This window comes from Anaerolinea thermophila (genome assembly GCF_020723905.1).
GTDB classification, from domain to species: Bacteria; Chloroflexota; Anaerolineae; order Anaerolineales; family Anaerolineaceae; genus Anaerolinea; species Anaerolinea thermophila_A.
The window spans coordinates 103,242-121,084 of record NZ_DYHZ01000006.1; the positions used below are offsets into that span (position 1 = coordinate 103,242).

The following is a 17,843-nucleotide window of genomic DNA, read 5'->3' on the forward strand; positions in this document are numbered from 1 at the left end:
AACATATGAATACTGCTGATTATTTACTTGAACGGGGAAGAGATAATGATGTCGCTCTGGTTCTTCCAGAACACCGGTATACCTACGCTGACATTCGCCAGGGCAGTTCCCGCGTTCTGGCGGCATTGCTTCAATGCGGAGTACAACCGGGCGATCGGGTGGCAATACTGGGAGCCAATTCGTTTTTCTGGGTTTGTTCCTACCTGGCAATTTTGAAAAGTGGCGCAATTGCAGTCCCCCTTGCCACTACCCATACTCCTGAAGAAACTCAAAAATTCATAGCGTTTACTGGAACCCGAATAGTGCTTGCTGAAAAGCGCCTGTATCCAAAATTTCTTGCTTCTTTAGACGGACAAATCGGCACACTTTTCGAGGATATTCTTTCATCTTCCCAATCCGTTTGGGATGTACCTGACCTTCATTTCAACCTCGATCAGGATGCCGCTTTGATGTCCACATCTGGCACTACTGCGCGTCCCCGTGCCGTCAGAGTAACCCACAGGAATATTCAAGCCAACACCAATTCAATTATTGAATACCTTGAACTGGATTCATCGGAACGAATGATGGCAGTGCTCCCCTTTTACTACTGTTTTGGGACCTCCCTGCTCCATACCCATTTGAGGGTGGGTGCCTCTCTGGTCTGCGGTGGGTCATTCACCTATCCAGAAACAGTGCTGGACTTGATGGAAGCAACCCAATGCACGGGATTTGCCGGAGTACCTGCCATTTATCAGACTCTTCTGCGTAATTCCAGTTTTCCGCGAAGAAAATGGACCTATTTGCGAAAACTCCAGCAAGCCGGAGGAAAACTGCAAAACATCTTGATACAAGAATTGATGCACGCCGTGCCTCACGCCAAAATTTTTGTCATGTATGGGCAGACTGAAGCCACAGCCCGATTGTCCTATCTTCCCCCCGATTTATTACCTCATAAACTTGGCTCTATTGGCAAAGGTATTCCAGGGGTAACCCTGCGTGTCCTGAACGAGGAGGGTAAACCGGTAAAACCGGATGAGGTTGGAGAAATTTATGCGCGAGGCGATAATATCTGCCCGGGTTACTGGGATGATCCCGAAGCCACCGCAGAAAAATTTGTCAACGGAGAATTGAAAACAGGTGACTTGGCAACAGTAGATGCCGATGGCTTTTTTTACATTGTGGATCGGAAAGCCGATTTCATCAAAACTTACGGGTATCGGGTCTCCAGCCAGCAAGTTGAAGCGGTGTTGATGGAAATTCCCGATCTGGTTGCCGCCGCAGTGATTGGCGAACCAGACCTTGTTCGTGGAGAAGCCATTTTAGCCTTTGTGGTTCTCCGGGATGGTGCCACGTTAAACGAAAAAGAGATTCTAACCCACTGCGCAAAACGGCTACCCAATTACATGGTGCCCAGGGATGTGTATTTCGTGCCAGTCCTCCCAACCAATGCACATGGAAAAGTGGTTAAAACCGAGTTGCGTAAACAAATTAGTCGAAAAGAGACGCTGTAATGTGTGGAATTGCCGGGGTCATTGCTTCTAACCCGAGCCCCCCTGTTCAACAGGATGTCCTGTTGGGGATGATTTCCATGATTAGCCATCGGGGACCGGATGAGTTTGGGTTGTACCTGAATAAACAGGTGGGGATGGGCAGTGCCCGGCTCAGCATTATTGACCTTAGTGGAGGGCAGCAGCCCATATCCAACGAAGACCAGTCCTTATGGATTGTGTACAACGGAGAGGTATTTAATTACCCGGAGTTGCGCGGACGTTTACAAGCCCTGGGACATACCTTTACCACCCGCACAGATACAGAAGTCATTCTGCACCTGTACGAGGAATATGGAGCGGACTGTCTGAACCTTTTGAACGGGCAATTTGCCATTGCAATCTGGGACGAAAGGAATCGGTCTTTGTTTCTGGCACGGGACCGCCTGGGAATTCGCCCGCTGTATTACACCCAAACCCCTCAAGCCTTTGTGTTTGGCTCAGAAATGAAGAGCATTCTTGCATACCCCGGGATCAATGCTGAAATCAACCGGGATGCTCTTGTAGAGACATTTGTCTTCTGGAGTCCTCAACCGCCCCTCTCCACCTTTTCCAATATCTTCCAGATCCCGCCAGGGCATTTTCTTTTATACCAGGATGAAAAAATCCATCTTCAGCCTTACTGGAGTCTGAACTTCTCTGACAGAGACGAACCTCAGATTCCCATGAAAGTGGCTCTGGAAGAATTGCAACGCCTTTTGCTCGATGCCACCCTGATTCGTTTACGTGCAGATGTCCCGGTTGGAGCCTATCTCTCTGGAGGATTGGATTCCTCCCTCACCACCGCCCTGATTCGAAAATACTCTCAAAGCCGGCTTGAAACGTTCTCAATTGCGTTCTCGGATCCCCAGTATGATGAGAGTGCGTTCCAAAAGAAAATGGCAGAAACCCTGGGAACGCATCACCATGTAGTCTATACCACTTACGAAGATATTGGGCGAAAATTTCCAGAGGTGCTCTGGCACACCGAAACCCCCATCCTCCGAACTGCTCCCGTTCCCATGTACCTGCTTTCAGATCTGGTGCATCAACATGGTTTTAAAGTGGTCATCACAGGAGAAGGAGCCGATGAACTCTTTGGCGGATATGACATTTTCAAAGAAATGATCATTCGCCGCTTTTGGGCGCGCAACCCGGAATCCACCCTGAGACCCAGATTACTGGGTACGCTCTACCCGGAAATTGCCGGACTTTCAGACTCCGCGAGAAATTTTTTCATGGCGTTTTTCAAGATGGACTTAACCGCGACCCAATCGCCTTATTATTCCCACATGATTCGATGGAAGAACGGGATGCGGCTTTTGCGATTCCTTCAACCTCAACCCGCCCAGGAATGGGTGTCACTGGCTCAACGCCTGCCTTTACCGGCAAGGTTCGATTCCTGGAACGCACTTTCAAAAGCCCAGTATCTGGAAATTACCACCTTTCTTTCTTCCTATCTGCTCTCATCCCAGGGCGATCGAGTAGCCATGGCGCATTCTGTAGAAGGCAGGTTTCCCTTCCTGGATTATCGAGTGGTTGAGTTTGCCAATCAATTGCCCGCGGAATGGAAGTTATATGGATTGACAGAGAAATGGATTTTACGGCAAATTGCCCGTAACCTGTTGCCTGAGGAGATCTGGAAAAGGCGAAAGAAACCCTATCGCGCTCCCATCCATAAAAGTTTTTATCATCCCAACCCGCCAGATTACGTAACCGAGATAACCTCCCCCGAGTTCTTAGAGGAAACCAGCCTGTTTAATCCTCTGGCAGTAAACCAGTTATTTCAGAAAGCCTCTCGTGGGATTCCTCTCAGCGAAGTGGAAGACATGGCAATCGCCGGTATCCTTTCCACCCAATTGATTTACAGGCAATTTATTCAACATTTTCCTTCACCCCAAAGGAATCAGTTGCCATTAAACAAAATTAAAGTCATTCGCAGAAATTCAGAAGGGACTATTTTATGAACCACGAAACCATGAAAGCATTTAGCCGACAGACACTGGATCTGGACGTTCCAATAGAAGTGGAACGAATCACCAAATTTTTAAAAGAAGAGGTTCTTCACCGATTAAGAAAACAGGGAGCCGTGGTGGGCATTTCCGGCGGGATCGACTCCTCGGTGGTGTTAGCCCTGTGTGTTCGGGCTTTTGGAGCCCAACGCGTGGTTGGAATTCTGCTGCCTGAAAAGGAATCCAGCCCGGAAAGCACAGAACTGGCTCACACACTGGCAAGACAGTTTGGAGTACAAACGGTGACCGAGGATATATCTCCTGCACTCGAGGGCTTTGGGTGTTATCGCCGCAGAGATGAAGCCATTCAAAGAATCTTTCCTGATTTTGAGCCAAATTGGAAGTCTAAGATTGTCCTGCCCGGAAATCTACTGAAAGAAGATCGATTGAATGTGTTTTCCCTCACTGTCATCAAGCCTGATGGCACTGAGTTAACCAAACGCTTACCGCTGCAGGAATATGCTCAAATCGTTTCGGCTTCTAATTTCAAACAAAGAACGCGGATGGCATTGCTTTATTACCACGCCGAACTGCGCAATTATGCAGTCATTGGAACGCCAAATAAAAATGAGCATGACCTGGGATTTTTTGTCAAGTATGGAGATGGTGGTTCGGATGTGAACCCCATCGCACATCTCTATAAAACTCAGGTTTATCAACTTGCCCGATATCTGGACATTCCCATAGAAATTCAGGAACGCACCCCAACCACCGACACATACCCGGCTGGGAGTACTCAGGAAGAATTCTTCTATCGCATTCCTTTCCACTTGCTGGACTTGATCTGGGCTGGGTACGAAAAACAGGTGCCGGTAAAAGAGATTGCCGAAGCGGCAGAACTGACCGAAGAACAGGTTAACCGAGTCATTGCCGATATCGAACGTAAAAAACGCGCTACCCAATACCTGCGGGCTCACCCCGCCCAACTCGAGTAAACCATATGAAACCTCAAAAGCATTTACTTTCACTCTATATACTTCTTGTCTTCATTCTGTTTTCAGGATGGATACCAGATATCTCTCCGGTGATGGCACAAAGCCGGGTCAACCGCTGGGAAATACCTCAGAACATCTCCAAATCCGGTGAAAGTTTGAATCCCATCCTGGGTGCCGATACAAACGGAGATCTCCATGTCTTCTGGGCAGATCCCCGTTCGGGGGTTTACTATGCCTACACTACCTCAGAAGGCTGGACTTCACCTAAGAAAGCCAGTTTTCCCATCCCTCGAGAGGTGATGACTTCCAATCTGATGTTTCAACATGCCAGCCCAAGACTGGCGCGCAGTATTGGAACTCGTATGTATCTCTTCTGGAAGGATGAAAATTTTTTGGTGTTTAACATTGGCAATGTGAGTGCAGCGGATAAATTATCTTCCTGGTCAGCCACACGCCTGATTGCCCGCTTTGTGACCCATTATGACGTGCAAGTGGATGAGGATGGTATCGTGCACCTGGCATACCTGCAAGCCGAAGATTATGCCAACACGCCAGCAGGTATTTACTATACGCAATCATTAGACTTTGGGGGAACATGGTCACAACCCATTTTGATTTCTGCTTCCAATTATTTTCGCAGTTTATTGCCGGTTATCCGTACCGGACTGGAACCTCCCCAACCTATCACCAATTCTGTGAACCTCTCGATTGCCCGCGTTGGGGAGCAGAAAATCGTATATCTGACATTTGACCAACAACCCAGAAAAAAAGTCTGGGTGGCTCAATCAACGGATGGCGGAAGAGGATGGAGCACACCGATGGAAGTTGATACGGCAAGCAGTTCAGGGGGGATTGCTTATCCAGAAAATATCCATGTGGCTTCCCAAGGCGAGAATGCCGTCCTGGTATGGCAGGTGAGGCAATCTGAAACGGTTTGCTTTACCTATTTCAAACAGACCGACGATGCAGGAAAAACATGGAGTAGCAATCAACGGTTGAACACCCCCTTCCTGACCTGTTCAGAAAAAATAGAAGTTCTGGAAGAACCCGATTCTTTACCCCTGATCTCTTTTTACACCCAAAAATTACTTTACTTTACAACATGGGATGGAACACAGTGGAGTGAAATCATCAACGAGCCGAACGCTTTAAGTTTTACCGATCCAGAAACTTCTACCGGTGTTTCTTTAAACCTGTTTGATCTGATTGCCAGAACGCCCGGAGAAGTGGCACTTGCAGGCATTGACCTCAATGCCAACCATGATGTCTGGGTAAGGACGGGGGGTTTGAAAGATATTTCTTCCTGGCTACCGCAAAACCCGGGATGGAAGCCTTCTCAAATTCTTCAAACCACAGACAGCACGATTACCGATTTACAAATTATCGAAGATCAGCAAAAACGCTGGCATGCTTTCTGGCTTCAGGATGAGATTCTGGACATTCCTCCCGGCACACTGGTCAAACCATCAGCCAGAAGAATTGCCTATTATTCCTATCTCGAGGACACACGCTGGAGTCTGCCTGTATCAATGTTTACCCCATCCTCAAACACAGCTCGTACCACTTCAAGAGAGGATGAACAGATTGCCCGATTAGCGGTGACCGTAGATGCAGAAAATCGTTTCTTCACCATCTGGAAAAATCAGATGGGCGGAGAAGTATTTTTCAGCTGGTGTGCAGGAAAGGCTCCCCTTTCCGTATTAGACTGGTCTCCCCCACGCGTAGTGTACTCTATCCCTGTTGAAGCCACGGATCTATCCATTCAGATGGCTCCAGATCATTCCATCCAAATCCTTTACGCCATCCCCATTAACGAAAACCGCGGGGTTTTCCTGGTTGAGTCAGGAGACATGGGAAAAACCTGGTCAGTGCCTTTGAGTATCCTCAATGGATCCACAAAAGGTTGGGATATTGTCTCTAAACCGGTACTGGTGTATGGTTCTGACGGCAGTTACCATGTCAGCGCAATCAATCAAACCGTTCTGGAAGGGAACCCGGCAAAAGGACTTTACGAAACCCACTCCTTCGACCAGGGAATCTCCTGGACAGAGCCGGAAAAAGTGTCATCCAATACCATTTTATGGCACACACTACTCCCCTACGGAAATAATCTTCATCGGCTCTGGGCAGAAAAAGACACCAGCGACAATGGCACTATCCTGCTCCACCAGATTTCTCAAGATGCCGGTCGCTCATATGGACGGGTTACACGCATCACAGAATGGAACAGTTCCTCTGCCGCCATTCAAGCCACGCTGGATGAAGCCGGTCAAGTCCATCTGGTATTCCTCAATCCACAGCCCTTAGGGAATGAGGAATTAAGATACATGGTGTGGAATGCTTCAGGTTGGGATGAGATTGATGCCCTCGATTTCGGTATCATTCAGGAAAAGAATCAGGACATCCCGATTGATTTTAAAGTGCGAGAGGACGGGGTAGCAGGAGTTCTTCTGGGATTACCTCTTTACAACCCTGAGCAACAAAAAAGTATGACTACCCTTCTGGGGAGTTATCGGAAAGTTGACATTCCCTCTATCCCTATTCTGCCGACGACAGTCCCGATTACCCCTTCATTGCCTGCGCCTACTCCGACTCCGCTTGCTTTACTCACCATTGTTCCGACGTCCACACCGCCTCCTCCGGTTGAAACATCAACCTTAAATCCGAATACGCCTGTTCCGGGTTTAACGTCCCACAATACATATCTGATGATTGGAGGAGCATTCTCTGGACTTCTCATTCTTGTCGTTCTGGTGATCGCCAGATTTCGCCGGTTAAACAAGGATAAACAGAATTCCAAAAATAAGTGAAATTCTTCTCAAGGTAAAACCCATCCGCTACATATAATGAGGGTGATGGCGTTTTATGAAGTTTACTGGTGGTTTTCATTTTGATTAACAGAAATCTAATGAATAGACGACATTTTCTGAAAAAACTGACCTCTCTTTCTCTTTTCCCCTTGTTTCAGGCATTAGGGCTGATCACACTGGCTGGAGGAAATACATCCTGTCAGCCTCAGGGTATAGAACCCGCCCGAGTAGATTCCCTCCCCCAGGACACTTCTATCCCTACACCTTTTCCAACTTCCTCACCACCCCCACCTCCCCTCGCCGTAACGCCAACACCTGTGCAAGTCATCACTGTGGAGGCTACCGTAACCCCTCCCCCGCCTGTCAAAGCCGATTTCGGGCGTCATGTCATTCATGTACACAATTCAAAAGCCACTCACTGGAACAGCCAGAAACGTTACTGGGAATATGTAGACCAGCAAGTGGTTAACCAGATGATGGAGAAAGGGATCACAGCATTGACAGAAACCTCCACTCTGGAAGATGCCTGGAGAACATTACTTCCCGGTTATCAACCTGGAGATGCCATTGCCATCAAGTTGAATTTCAATAACACAATCTGGGAAAACTGCAACGAGGAAAGCGGACAAATCAACGCCCTGCCGCAGCCGGTGAATGCAGTGATTGCAGGGTTGAAATCCATTGGCGTTGAGGAAAAAGATATCTGGTTGTTCGATGGAGTGAACAGGATTATTCCCCAATACTTTGTAGCGGGAATTGCATATCCCAACGTCCGCTACTTCGATCGCTGTCACGAACCGGTCACCTACGATTCGCAAGCCGAATCGGCATTTGTGGCTTTTCATCCCCCTGATGGAGTCCAGATGCCTACCCGCCAGAAAATCGCTGATCTTCTGCTACAGGCACGCTACCTGATCAATATGCCCATCCTCAAAAGCCATGGATGTTCCAGCATCACTTTGGGGTTTAAGAATCATTTGGGCAGCATTGATAATCCCGGGGGACTCCACAGCCATATTTTCCTGGTTTCGGCATGCGGAGGCGGCTTCACCCCTCAGTACAGTCCTCTGGTTGATTTATTCCTGAATCCCAATATTCGGGACAAGACCATTTTGACCATCGGAGACGGGTTGTTTGGGGGAAAAGGCAGTGAGGATACATTCCCCTCCACCTGGTCTACTTTTGGGGGTTCAGTTCCCAACAGTCTGTTCTTTTCAACTGATCCCGTTGCCATTGACAGTGTAATGGCTGACTTCCTGCGCGCAGAACCTGGCGCAGGAGTTATGAGCAAGGCTGATGAATATCTGTTCTTTGCTGAACAGGCAGGACTTGGAAACGCAGAACGAGGCATTCCATGGGGTAAGGGCTATCAGGACATCCTTTACCAGAAAGTCGAAGGATAAACAGAATGAACAAACGTCCTCACCCCCGCATTCTCAGGTTCCTTGTGCTGGTAGTGCTTCTTGGTGGCACGACTTTCATCAGCGGGATGCCCGTTTCTGGCATGATTCCCCCTTCAGCCCTTTCTCAGATAGATCAACCCTCAGGTCCAGTGGATGAAGGCATCCATACCAGTCCAGAAGCCATTCCGACCAGCGAGTGGGCGCAGGTACAACGCGATCCTCAACACACCGGCTATTATCCGGATAATCTTGGAACCAGTTTCCAGATCGCCTGGCGGTATGCTTTCCAACCCGAAAAAGTGTTTCCTCAAGTACAGGCAATTGTCTCTGGAGGCAGGGTATTCGTAGGAACAGAGATGGGGAATATGTATGCCATTAACGCCACAACCGGACAACAGGTATGGAAGACAAACATCGGCTCCCCCATCTTGAACAGCGTGGCAGTAGATGGAGGCAGAGTCTTTTTTGGAGCACTGGATGGCGCCGTTTATGCCCTCAACGCTGCAGATGGTTCACAGGTCTGGAAAAATCAACTGTCTGACTTTCAGGGATTCTCTACTGCACCTGTGGTGGCAGATGGGAAAGTTATGTTAGGCGGACGGAACGGTGTGTTCTACGCGCTGGACCCGAATAATGGACAGGTGTTATGGTCCTATTCTGTGGGAAGTCCCATTCTGCAAACCGCGGCATGGAACAACGGGAAGGTGTATTTTGGCGCAATGGATATGCGCGTATATGCCATTCAATCCGCCAATGGCGTACTGGCCTGGAAAAGCGCTCAACTTCCTGGAATGGCATTTAAGGATTACTGGCCCGTGGTTCTTAATGGCATGGTTTACATTCGACCGATGGGTTACGGGTATGTAGGAATCAGCGACCCGCCCGCACCCAATCAGGCGTTAGACGCCACGATTCAGCAAAACATTCTGGCAGATTACGCCGCCAACCCGCAAAATTACTCGCCAACCCTGTTTCGTCTGTACGAAACAAACGGTCAACAGGCCCCCATGGTCATTCACTATCACTTCCAGACCATGAACGGAGCAACCCCGCCTCCATGTGTAGACCGAGATGGTTATCTCATCATGTCATCATGGACACCACAGGGAGGCTATTCCTCCGGCTGGGCGCGTTTAAATCCTACCTCCCGAATCATGGTGGATGCCCTGGTAGAAACCGGCTCCAGTGAAGGTAGGGGCAATCAAGATGAAACCATGAATGTGACCTGTTCCCGTAATCTCATTCTAGCCATGCACATTCAGGAAGAGAACGCCAATTTCACAGGCTATTTCAACCTGGATACTCGTCAATGGACTCAGATCCCCGCTGGGGCAACCAATCGTCAAATGCAAAACAACACCCAGGGGGGTGGCGGAAATCCTGCGTCAATTGCGAATGGATGGGTGTACCACATAACCTATTACGAACTGGTGGCACGGCGCACCCAGCCATAAGGACCCTTATGAAACTGCTCAATGTACTATTCAGCGTAATTCTCTCGATAAACCTGTTGCTTTCAGGCACGGGTTTGCATGCCTTTGCCATGCCCTCTTCTCAATCCCTGAGCCCATCCAACTGGCAAACGGGAGCCACCGGATTGAAAACCACCCAGAATTCCAAAGGACAGACAGCAGGGCTGGGTTTCGTAATTACGAATGGAAACTGGCCCTCTTTAACCCTGCGGGGCGGGGTCATGAACGCGGATGCATCTTATGTAGGTCCACGACTGGCAGGACCAATTGGGATTCCACTGGGACAGATTCGAGTCACTGGCGCAAGCGGTTCCTTTACTTCCCAAAGCACAGACTGGGCGCATAACACGTTAACCTATTCGTACAGCGGCGGAACGCTTCAATTAACTGCCAGCCGGATGAGTGCGGCGGTTGCTCTGCAATCTGGCGCCTCTTCTCTCACCCTTTTTACCGGTAATGTCTCTCGTTATGCATGGAACTCCACACAGGTCAATCGCTTATCCGATGCTCCCATCTATCCCAGGTATGCGGCTTACATCTCTGGTGGAACTCTGCAAGTCAAGACGCTGAGCACCACATCCACATCCCTGAGCGGGATGGAAAGTCAGTGGATGCTGATCTGGTTCGGGAGCAACAGTCATTTTGTGGACAGCCGTAAGCCCCTTTCTTATGACTGGACTCTGCCTACCAGCGATGCGTATCAAGCCGATGCTCCCCTCCTGCTGGTCTTTCAAAACAAGCCAGCGGCAATTAAACATGCTTCAGGAGGAGGAATTGAACTGACCTTTTCTTCCGCTCTGGGCGCCATGAGCATTTTGCCCATTGACGGCAGGTTAACGCGCTCCTCTTCCGAAACAGAAGCCTGGGCAACCAGTTTCCCACAAGCCATGCGGGACAAGATCAATTTTTGGGCGCTGCGTTCCTGCGAGTTTCCATTGACGGCAACAGAGACTTACCAGTACACAGCCTCTTCAGATACCACAAAGATCACAGAAACCTTTACCTTCCTGCCCATTTGCTCGGGCGGTACAAGATTCGCCCCTCTGCCTCCATTCCTTGCCATTGCCATGAACCAGTTGCCCATTCAAATTTCTGCTACAGTCAACAGCAATGGCAACCTCAACACCGAGTTTGGTCCTATGATAGGCATTGACGGGGCTTCCTCGTATTCCTGGAGCATGAGCGGATTGAGAAAATACACCAATGAAACGCGCACTTACCTGAATGGGAGTGTACCCAATGAACTGCGGCAAAAATTAGAAACTGAGGTCCAGAAAATAATTTCATCAGGTCATTACGCTCCATGGATCTTTCTGGATGCTGTACCGGTGCATAAAAGCCGCGGCGATGTGTACTGGGCAAACCCGGCTGATGTCCTTCTCCATTTGATAGAAATTGCTGAGGCTGTAGACAACCCTTCTCTCAAGTCCCAGATACTTCAATATCTCCAAAGCGAACGGAATAATTATCCTCCAGAGACGGTTTACAACCTGAGCATTACCGCTGGAAAAAGGCGAGGACCTTTTTCATACATGGATGGAACGATTCAATATTACTGGAACCCCAATGCCACTCAAGAGGATACCCGTCAAGACTCGTTTCTGAAAGATGTTCCGTTGTATTCATTCTATGCACTGGCACGCTATTACCAGTTCGCTCAGCAATCCTTACCTGCCAGCACCTGGCAAAAAGCCGTTGAAACCCTGGACCGCGATATGCGGGAACAGGATTGGGCTACGTTTTACTGGTTTGCCAACTATCAAGATCGGCGGGTTGCGGTTGAAAATGCGAACCGACACTTTGCAGGCATGATTGGGTTTATTCGTCTCGCCCAGATGTCGAAGGATAGCACCAGCGAGGAACTTGCCCGATGCCTGTTATTAAAAGCCGCTGTCCTGCGCTCGGCTATGGCTCACTATCCCCGCTATCTGGGAAGTGTGGGATTATCCCAACTGCCCCCTTCCCCCACGTGGATGCCCACTTACCGGAGTCATCCATTTATCGGATACCTTTATAACTACGATTGGCGCTCAGCCAACGATGACTCTCGACAGGTAATTTATCTGAATCAGTTTGCGGTGGACCTCAATGACTACAATTACCTTCAGGTGGTCTATAACACGTTACGGGACAGAGATACCTTTACCTACCATGGACAGGATTCGCCCTACCTGGCCGCTTTTCGTGACATTACTCCAGAACTGGGCAGATACCTTAAGGACTGGAATTCTCAGGATGTTTCTGTCGTTCTCAACAAAGTAAAAGCCTTATACCCTCACTGGTTTGCCGCGTTTGCAGAAGGTACGCTGGGATGGGAACACAATTTATCTCATCCCATTGACTCCTTCCAGATATTTATGGCGCACGCATGGATTCTGGACACCCCGGGGAACACGCTCACCCGCTACACAGATATTTCATGGCTTTCAGAAGGTGACTTCTTCTACATACAAAAACTTGCTGAAGCCGTGAAACAATATCGCGGGGTTCAATGGGGAAGTGCAGTCACAGTTCAGGCATGGGCTGTCCCAGGCAACCAGAGTTTGCGATTATACTGGTGGGTTTACCCGGATGAAGATGATGGATATACATGGAGAATTGACATCAGCGGATCGGGTAGTCCCGCTCCGGTCACAGGGATCCCCTTCGCCAATAGAACTTACCTGTTTACAGGATTGTCCAACTATCAGACATATTCCATAACAGTTTCTCTGGTAAATCCAGAAGGAACGATTATTGCCTTTTCACCTGCCATTCAGGTCATGCCCAGCGATTTAATGGTTAATTTACCGCTGGTGTTTAAGGCACCTTAGGAGGCCTTTATGGGTAAAAAAGTATCCAGAAGACGTTTTTTAGCCCTTGTTTCAACCGGGGCACTCTCCACGCTGGTTGGCCTGATGCACCTGAAAGACGAACTGGTTCATGGACAGGGCGGCGCAAACTCCATATTTCTGCCCCTCGTTCTGAAACCCAGCCAGCCAACAGTCACCCCGACACCGGTTACACCCAGCCCAACCCCAACGCCCAGCCCGACGAATACCCTGCCGCCGCCTGGAGGAGCGCGTGTCGTTCATGTGCGCCACACCTCAGTAACCAGCTGGACGGAAAGCCCTTATGATTACTGGAATTACGTCAGTCAAGACAAAGTCGATCTCATGGTTGAAGAGGGATTAAAGACTCTGACCGGGCAGACCAATCTTGCCAGTGCGTGGCAGGTCCTCTTACCCAATTATGTGCAGGGGCAGGGGATTGCCATCAAAGTGAATTTCAACAATGCAATGCAAATGGCATGTGGAAATGAAACAGGACAAATTAATGCCTTGCCTCAAGTCATCAATGCCGTAATCAAAGGACTGAAAGCACGGGGGGTGGTAGAAACGGATATCAAAATTTACGATGGAGTCAACCGCATTTTTCCCCTATATTTTATTAACGCCATTCGCGCGAGATATCCGAATGTACAGTTGTTTCATGCCTGCGCAGATGACGCCCACAAAGTGACGTACAATTCCACCCAATCCAGCGCTTCGGTTCAATTTTCACCGCCCTCCGGAGTACCCAGCCCTGCTCCCCAGAAAATCGCTGATGTGCTGGTAAACGCTTCTTATCTGATTAACATCCCTATTCTGAAACATCATTCCTGTGCAGGAATTACTCTGGGTTTTAAAAATCACTTTGGCACCATCAGCAATCCGGGAGGAGTGCACAGTCATATTTTCTTGAATGATGACTGTGGAGGAGGCTTTTACACCGATTACAGTCCTCTGGTGGATATCTATAAAAATCCAAACATTCGAAACAAAACCATTCTAACCCTGGGCGATGGAATTTTCGGTTGTCTGGAAAGGGAAGATGCCACGCCTTCTTACTGGGCAAAAACATTTGGTGAAGGGGAGTTCCCAAAAAGCCTCTTTTTCTCCAGGGATCCGGTGGCAATTGACAGCGTGATGGCAGATTTTCTCCGTACAGAATCCGGGTATTTCCAGTATGCTGACAAATACCTGGATTTGGCTCAAGATGCAGGACTGGGAACTTACGAACAAGGCGATCCATGGGAGAGTGGATACAGCCAGATTGATTACCAAAAAATCGTCCTGACCTGACCTTCATTTTTCCTGATTAATTATCTTTCCATCCTCTCCTGAACCCCGTTCAGGAAAAGATGGCTTTTTTGAATTCCTCCCAAAGGATTTTCTTCTGTGGCAAAAAGACTTTTCTGGCTCAACGGTATTGCCATTCTGGCTGTAGTCATCAACCATGCCATTGGGTGGGGTTTTACAGCAATGTTCTGGTGGACAGACCGATATCGGGACGTGGCTGTTCCCAATTTCGACGCCATGGATTCCCCCATGTACATCGTCATGGTCATCCTCAAGCAAATTACCCCTTTCAGTTTGCCAGCATTTGTTGCCGTTTCAGGCTACTTTATTGCCTTTGCATCCCGGAGTGGGTTGACCTGGAAGATGATCAGCGCCCGTCTCAAAGGAATTCTCATTCCCTATGCACTCTGGTCTCTGCTGGTCATGCTATTTGACCACCTTCTTTTAGATGCCCCACTGTCCTTCTCAGGCATCCTTACCAGACTGCTCACAGGGAGTGCCAGTCCAGTTTATTATTATGTCCCTCTGATCTGTCAATTGTTCTTGCTCTCCCCATTGCTGGTTCGAGGCATTCGCAGTCCTGGCTGGAATAAAGTCCTTGCCGTGATGGGTGTTTTACAGGGACTTACGATTGTCTGGAGTTATCTGGTCTTGTTCAAAGTGTTCCCCTGGAAACCGGAATGGTTCTTTGGAAACCTGGGGTTTATTTTCACGCTGAGCATTGCGTTAAACCTGCGCGCAGAAGAGATCATCCCCTGGCTCAAAAAATGGCGCAAAGTATGGCTTGGACTCCTGATTGTTTCCACTCCTTTCGCCATTGTTGAAACGGAATGGTTTTACCGTTCTTACGGAATTGACTGGCGTGGTGGGGTGGAGACGTTCTTTGCCACTGCCTTTACCCTCTCTCTTTTGCTTACATTTCTGACTTACGATCACATTGCCCTTCCCCAGTCTGCCATCCTTTATAAACTTGGGCAAAAAGCCTTCGGTATTTACCTCATGCATCCTCTGGTACTGGAAATAACGGCAAAACTGGTCTATCACTTTGCCCCTTCCCTGCTTGGGATTCAGTGGATATTCCAGCCCTTATTGATTGCAACAGGGATCATCATTCCCTGGGTGAGTATGAAACTCATGAGCGCAACCCCATTGCGAAAAGGTTACGCATACGTGTTCGGTTAATCTAGAGGTGATGTGATGCAAACGATACATGTTCAAAAACGAAAAAAACGGTTGGGTTCGTTGTTGCTGATCACAGGGGGACTCCTTGTCGTGATCTTTGTGATCCTGCTGGCTATCCGGATCGTTGGCGGGAAGCCGCTTGGGATTCGATCCTTTGTAGAAATTCAAATCTGGAAAGCCAGCGCGCTGGTTCGTTCTCTTCAATATTCTAAAGAAATTCAAAGCCTGAGCCAGGGAAATTACACCAATGTCATTTTTCTCCACCATTCCGTTGGCGATAACCTCATTCGGCAAACCGATTATCGAGACCGCCTGACACAGGCAGGACTTTCTTTTTGGGATCACGATTATAACTACTACGGGTTGAACGATCCCAACGGACAAAACCTGGGATTTCACTTTAACATTCCCAACGATGATACCGATCCACCGGGACTGGCAAAACTGTTCTCACAACCTGTATATCCACTGCCGATTAATGCAGTCAGTGGACTGATGCAGTACGAGGTTATCATCCTGAAATCCTGTTTTACGGGGAATGTTTTGCCTGATGATCAAAGCGTGGAAAAAACCCGAACGTATTATGAAGTAATGCATCGATTCTTCGAAAAACATCCCGAAAAACTCTTTATCCTCCTCACCACCCCGCCATTAAATTCTGCAGAAGCCGATGAAGCCATGGGCGCAAGAGCGCGCGAAATTGCAGAATGGCTCCAGTCGCCTGAATATTTACGCGGGCTACCCAATGTATACGTGTTTGATCTGTACAGTGCACTCGCAGAGAATGATCCATCTTCTCCCAATTACAATCGGCTCAGGGAAGACTATAAAGAGGGAACCGACAATCATCCAACAATGAATGCCAATCAGGATATCGCTCCCGTACTGGCTGAATTCATTGTTGACTCGATTAACGATTTCCGAGCCAAACAAACCGGGGTTACATCCATTCCATAATGAAAACTAAATCCATTCAATTCTCTCTTTTTCTGATTGCTTTTCTGCTGTTCTGGAACAGTGGTTCGCAGGGCTCCCACCCTGTCCACGCTCAGGGTAGTGCAGTTGCATGGGGAGAACCCATCCCCCTGTCAAATTCTTCCATTCAAGCCTGGCAACCAACCATTGCCGCCGACCTTGCCGGGAATGTCCACATCATGTGGTCCCAATCCACCCAACTGGAACGCCCGGTTGGTTATGGAGATACGCTCTATTACACCCGCTGGGATGGAAAAAAATGGATTACTCCTGTGGATGTACTTGTCTCCCCCGAGACAGGGCTTGGCGCTGAATTCCCGGAAATTACTGTAACCCCTGACGGGACGCTCCATGCAATCTGGGGAACTGGCGGCGTAAACAGTCGTCTGTACTATTCCAGAGCCCCTGCTTGCTGTGCCGAAGACCCACGAAACTGGAGCAAGCCCATCATGATTGGCATCGGGGTAAATGAAACCAGTGCTCTTCTTCATGACTCGGAGGGAAGGCTTTACGGAATGTATGCTTCACTGGATTTCAAAGAACCGGTTTTTCTCCGTTCCGACGATGGCGGGAACACCTGGTCCAAGCCCATCCGAATTGTTTCAGGAATTCGACAAAACGACGAATATACAGCCTACCCAAGAATGGCACTGGATGGGCGCGGGGTTCTTCACGCGGTTTGGACGATCATGCCCTTTCCGGGAAGACGAATTGTTTATGTTCAGTCCCCGGATCGCGGAACGACATGGACTGAGCCCGTCTTCATTGACGAATACAGCCCCGAAAAATATCTGGACGGTTTTGGACCCTTTCTTATCGACGTAGAAGCCGTAGGAGAACAGGAGATTCATCTCACCTGGGACGGTGCTCCGACTGTTGAACGACACCATGTCTGGTCCAAGGATGGCGGAAATACCTGGTCTGAGCCTGACACCTTCATTCCGGAACTGACCGGTGGTGGGCGTGCCCTGTGGAATGACATGGTAGCCGACAGTCAAAACACCCTCCACGCGGTATCCATCAAACAGCCATGGCATGTGCAATGGCTGGGAAATGGCTGGACACCCTCCACTCCTATTGGACAGCGTGGTTTTGCCGAAAACATGCGCATTACTGTGAGTGAGGGGTATATCCTGCATGTCGTCTGGCTTGAGGTGGTGGAAGGCATTCCCAGTGTGGTTTACTATAACCGCGGAATCACCCAGGCGCCACCTCTGCCGAAACAGAATTTGCCCCTCTCTCTTCCCCAGAGCACCAAAACCATTTCAATCTCTCCCACCCATCCATTCGTTGAGACTGTGATTCCAACAATGATCAGCCCTGTTCAGGCAAAACCTCTTGAAAACAACCCCGCGCTTGGAGCGTTTATCAGCCTTGGTGTGGTAGGTGTATTTCTTGCAGGAGCCGTTTACTGGATTTCCAGAAAAAGAGCAAGGTGAAGTACCT

The 17,843-nt window shown here is 48.9% G+C and carries 11 protein-coding genes; all 11 read left to right on the plus strand.

Translation table 11 applies throughout. The features are described 5' to 3' along the window. The first annotated feature begins 5 nt into the window (after positions 1 to 5). The 11 genes from LHF31_RS10360 (at position 6) to LHF31_RS10410 (ending at position 17,836) form a co-directional block, all read left to right on the plus strand. Positions 6 to 1,493 (plus strand): class I adenylate-forming enzyme family protein, encoded by a 1,488-nt coding sequence (locus tag LHF31_RS10360; protein ID WP_298005774.1) that lies wholly within the window; start codon positions 6 to 8, stop codon positions 1,491 to 1,493. Continuing rightward, positions 1,493 to 3,475, plus strand: a complete 1,983-nt coding sequence (asnB, locus tag LHF31_RS10365) for an asparagine synthase (glutamine-hydrolyzing) (protein WP_303774204.1) — start codon at positions 1,493 to 1,495, stop codon at positions 3,473 to 3,475. The genes LHF31_RS10360 and asnB overlap by 1 nt, the downstream gene beginning before the upstream one ends. Continuing rightward, positions 3,472 to 4,455, plus strand: a complete 984-nt coding sequence (gene nadE, locus LHF31_RS10370) for an NAD(+) synthase (protein ID WP_298003265.1) — start codon at positions 3,472 to 3,474, stop codon at positions 4,453 to 4,455. Before asnB ends, nadE begins: the two co-directional genes overlap by 4 nt. A 5-nt stretch (positions 4,456 to 4,460) precedes the next feature. Then, positions 4,461 to 7,265 (plus strand): exo-alpha-sialidase, encoded by a 2,805-nt coding sequence (locus LHF31_RS10375; RefSeq protein ID WP_298003262.1) that lies wholly within the window; start codon positions 4,461 to 4,463, stop codon positions 7,263 to 7,265. Positions 7,266 to 7,363: 98 nt separating this feature from the next. Next, positions 7,364 to 8,668: a DUF362 domain-containing protein gene (locus LHF31_RS10380; protein WP_298003259.1), complete on the plus strand. Its 1,305-nt coding sequence runs from the start codon at positions 7,364 to 7,366 to the stop codon at positions 8,666 to 8,668. A gap of 5 nt (positions 8,669 to 8,673) precedes the next feature. Further along, on the plus strand, positions 8,674 to 10,122 hold the full coding sequence (locus tag LHF31_RS10385) for a PQQ-binding-like beta-propeller repeat protein (RefSeq protein WP_298003256.1): 1,449 nt from the start codon (positions 8,674 to 8,676) through the stop codon (positions 10,120 to 10,122). An 8-nt stretch (positions 10,123 to 10,130) separates the two neighbouring features. Continuing rightward, a complete protein-coding gene (locus LHF31_RS10390; RefSeq protein ID WP_298003251.1) occupies positions 10,131 to 12,953 on the plus strand; it encodes a hypothetical protein in 2,823 nt (940 codons plus the stop codon). Positions 12,954 to 12,962: 9 nt separating this feature from the next. After that, complete coding sequence (locus tag LHF31_RS10395) at positions 12,963 to 14,243, plus strand: DUF362 domain-containing protein (RefSeq protein WP_298003246.1); 1,281 nt, start codon at positions 12,963 to 12,965, stop codon at positions 14,241 to 14,243. A gap of 96 nt (positions 14,244 to 14,339) precedes the next feature. Beyond that, complete coding sequence (locus LHF31_RS10400; protein ID WP_298003243.1) at positions 14,340 to 15,422, plus strand: acyltransferase; 1,083 nt, start codon at positions 14,340 to 14,342, stop codon at positions 15,420 to 15,422. Positions 15,423 to 15,512: 90 nt separating this feature from the next. Beyond that, positions 15,513 to 16,379 carry a hypothetical protein gene (locus LHF31_RS10405; protein WP_298003240.1) on the plus strand — a complete coding sequence of 289 codons (867 nt, stop codon included), beginning with the start codon at positions 15,513 to 15,515 and terminating at the stop codon, positions 16,377 to 16,379. Beyond that, entirely contained in the window at positions 16,379 to 17,836 is a 1,458-nt protein-coding gene (locus LHF31_RS10410; RefSeq protein ID WP_298003237.1) for a sialidase family protein, read from the plus strand. The genes LHF31_RS10405 and LHF31_RS10410 overlap by 1 nt, the downstream gene beginning before the upstream one ends. Positions 17,837 to 17,843 lie beyond the last annotated feature (7 nt).

What these genes read in the sequence shown, in the direction of transcription:
- LHF31_RS10360 (WP_298005774.1), top strand. Translation starts at nt 6, where the DNA reads ATGAATACTGCTGATTATTTACTTGAACGGGGAAGAGATAATGATGTC.
- asnB (WP_303774204.1), top strand. Translation starts at nt 1,493, where the DNA reads ATGTGTGGAATTGCCGGGGTCATTGCTTCTAACCCGAGCCCCCCTGTT.
- nadE (WP_298003265.1), top strand. Translation starts at nt 3,472, where the DNA reads ATGAACCACGAAACCATGAAAGCATTTAGCCGACAGACACTGGATCTG.
- LHF31_RS10375 (WP_298003262.1), top strand. Translation starts at nt 4,461, where the DNA reads ATGAAACCTCAAAAGCATTTACTTTCACTCTATATACTTCTTGTCTTC.
- LHF31_RS10380 (WP_298003259.1), top strand. Translation starts at nt 7,364, where the DNA reads ATGAATAGACGACATTTTCTGAAAAAACTGACCTCTCTTTCTCTTTTC.
- LHF31_RS10385 (WP_298003256.1), top strand. Translation starts at nt 8,674, where the DNA reads ATGAACAAACGTCCTCACCCCCGCATTCTCAGGTTCCTTGTGCTGGTA.
- LHF31_RS10390 (WP_298003251.1), top strand. Translation starts at nt 10,131, where the DNA reads ATGAAACTGCTCAATGTACTATTCAGCGTAATTCTCTCGATAAACCTG.
- LHF31_RS10395 (WP_298003246.1), top strand. Translation starts at nt 12,963, where the DNA reads ATGGGTAAAAAAGTATCCAGAAGACGTTTTTTAGCCCTTGTTTCAACC.
- LHF31_RS10410 (WP_298003237.1), top strand. Translation starts at nt 16,379, where the DNA reads ATGAAAACTAAATCCATTCAATTCTCTCTTTTTCTGATTGCTTTTCTG.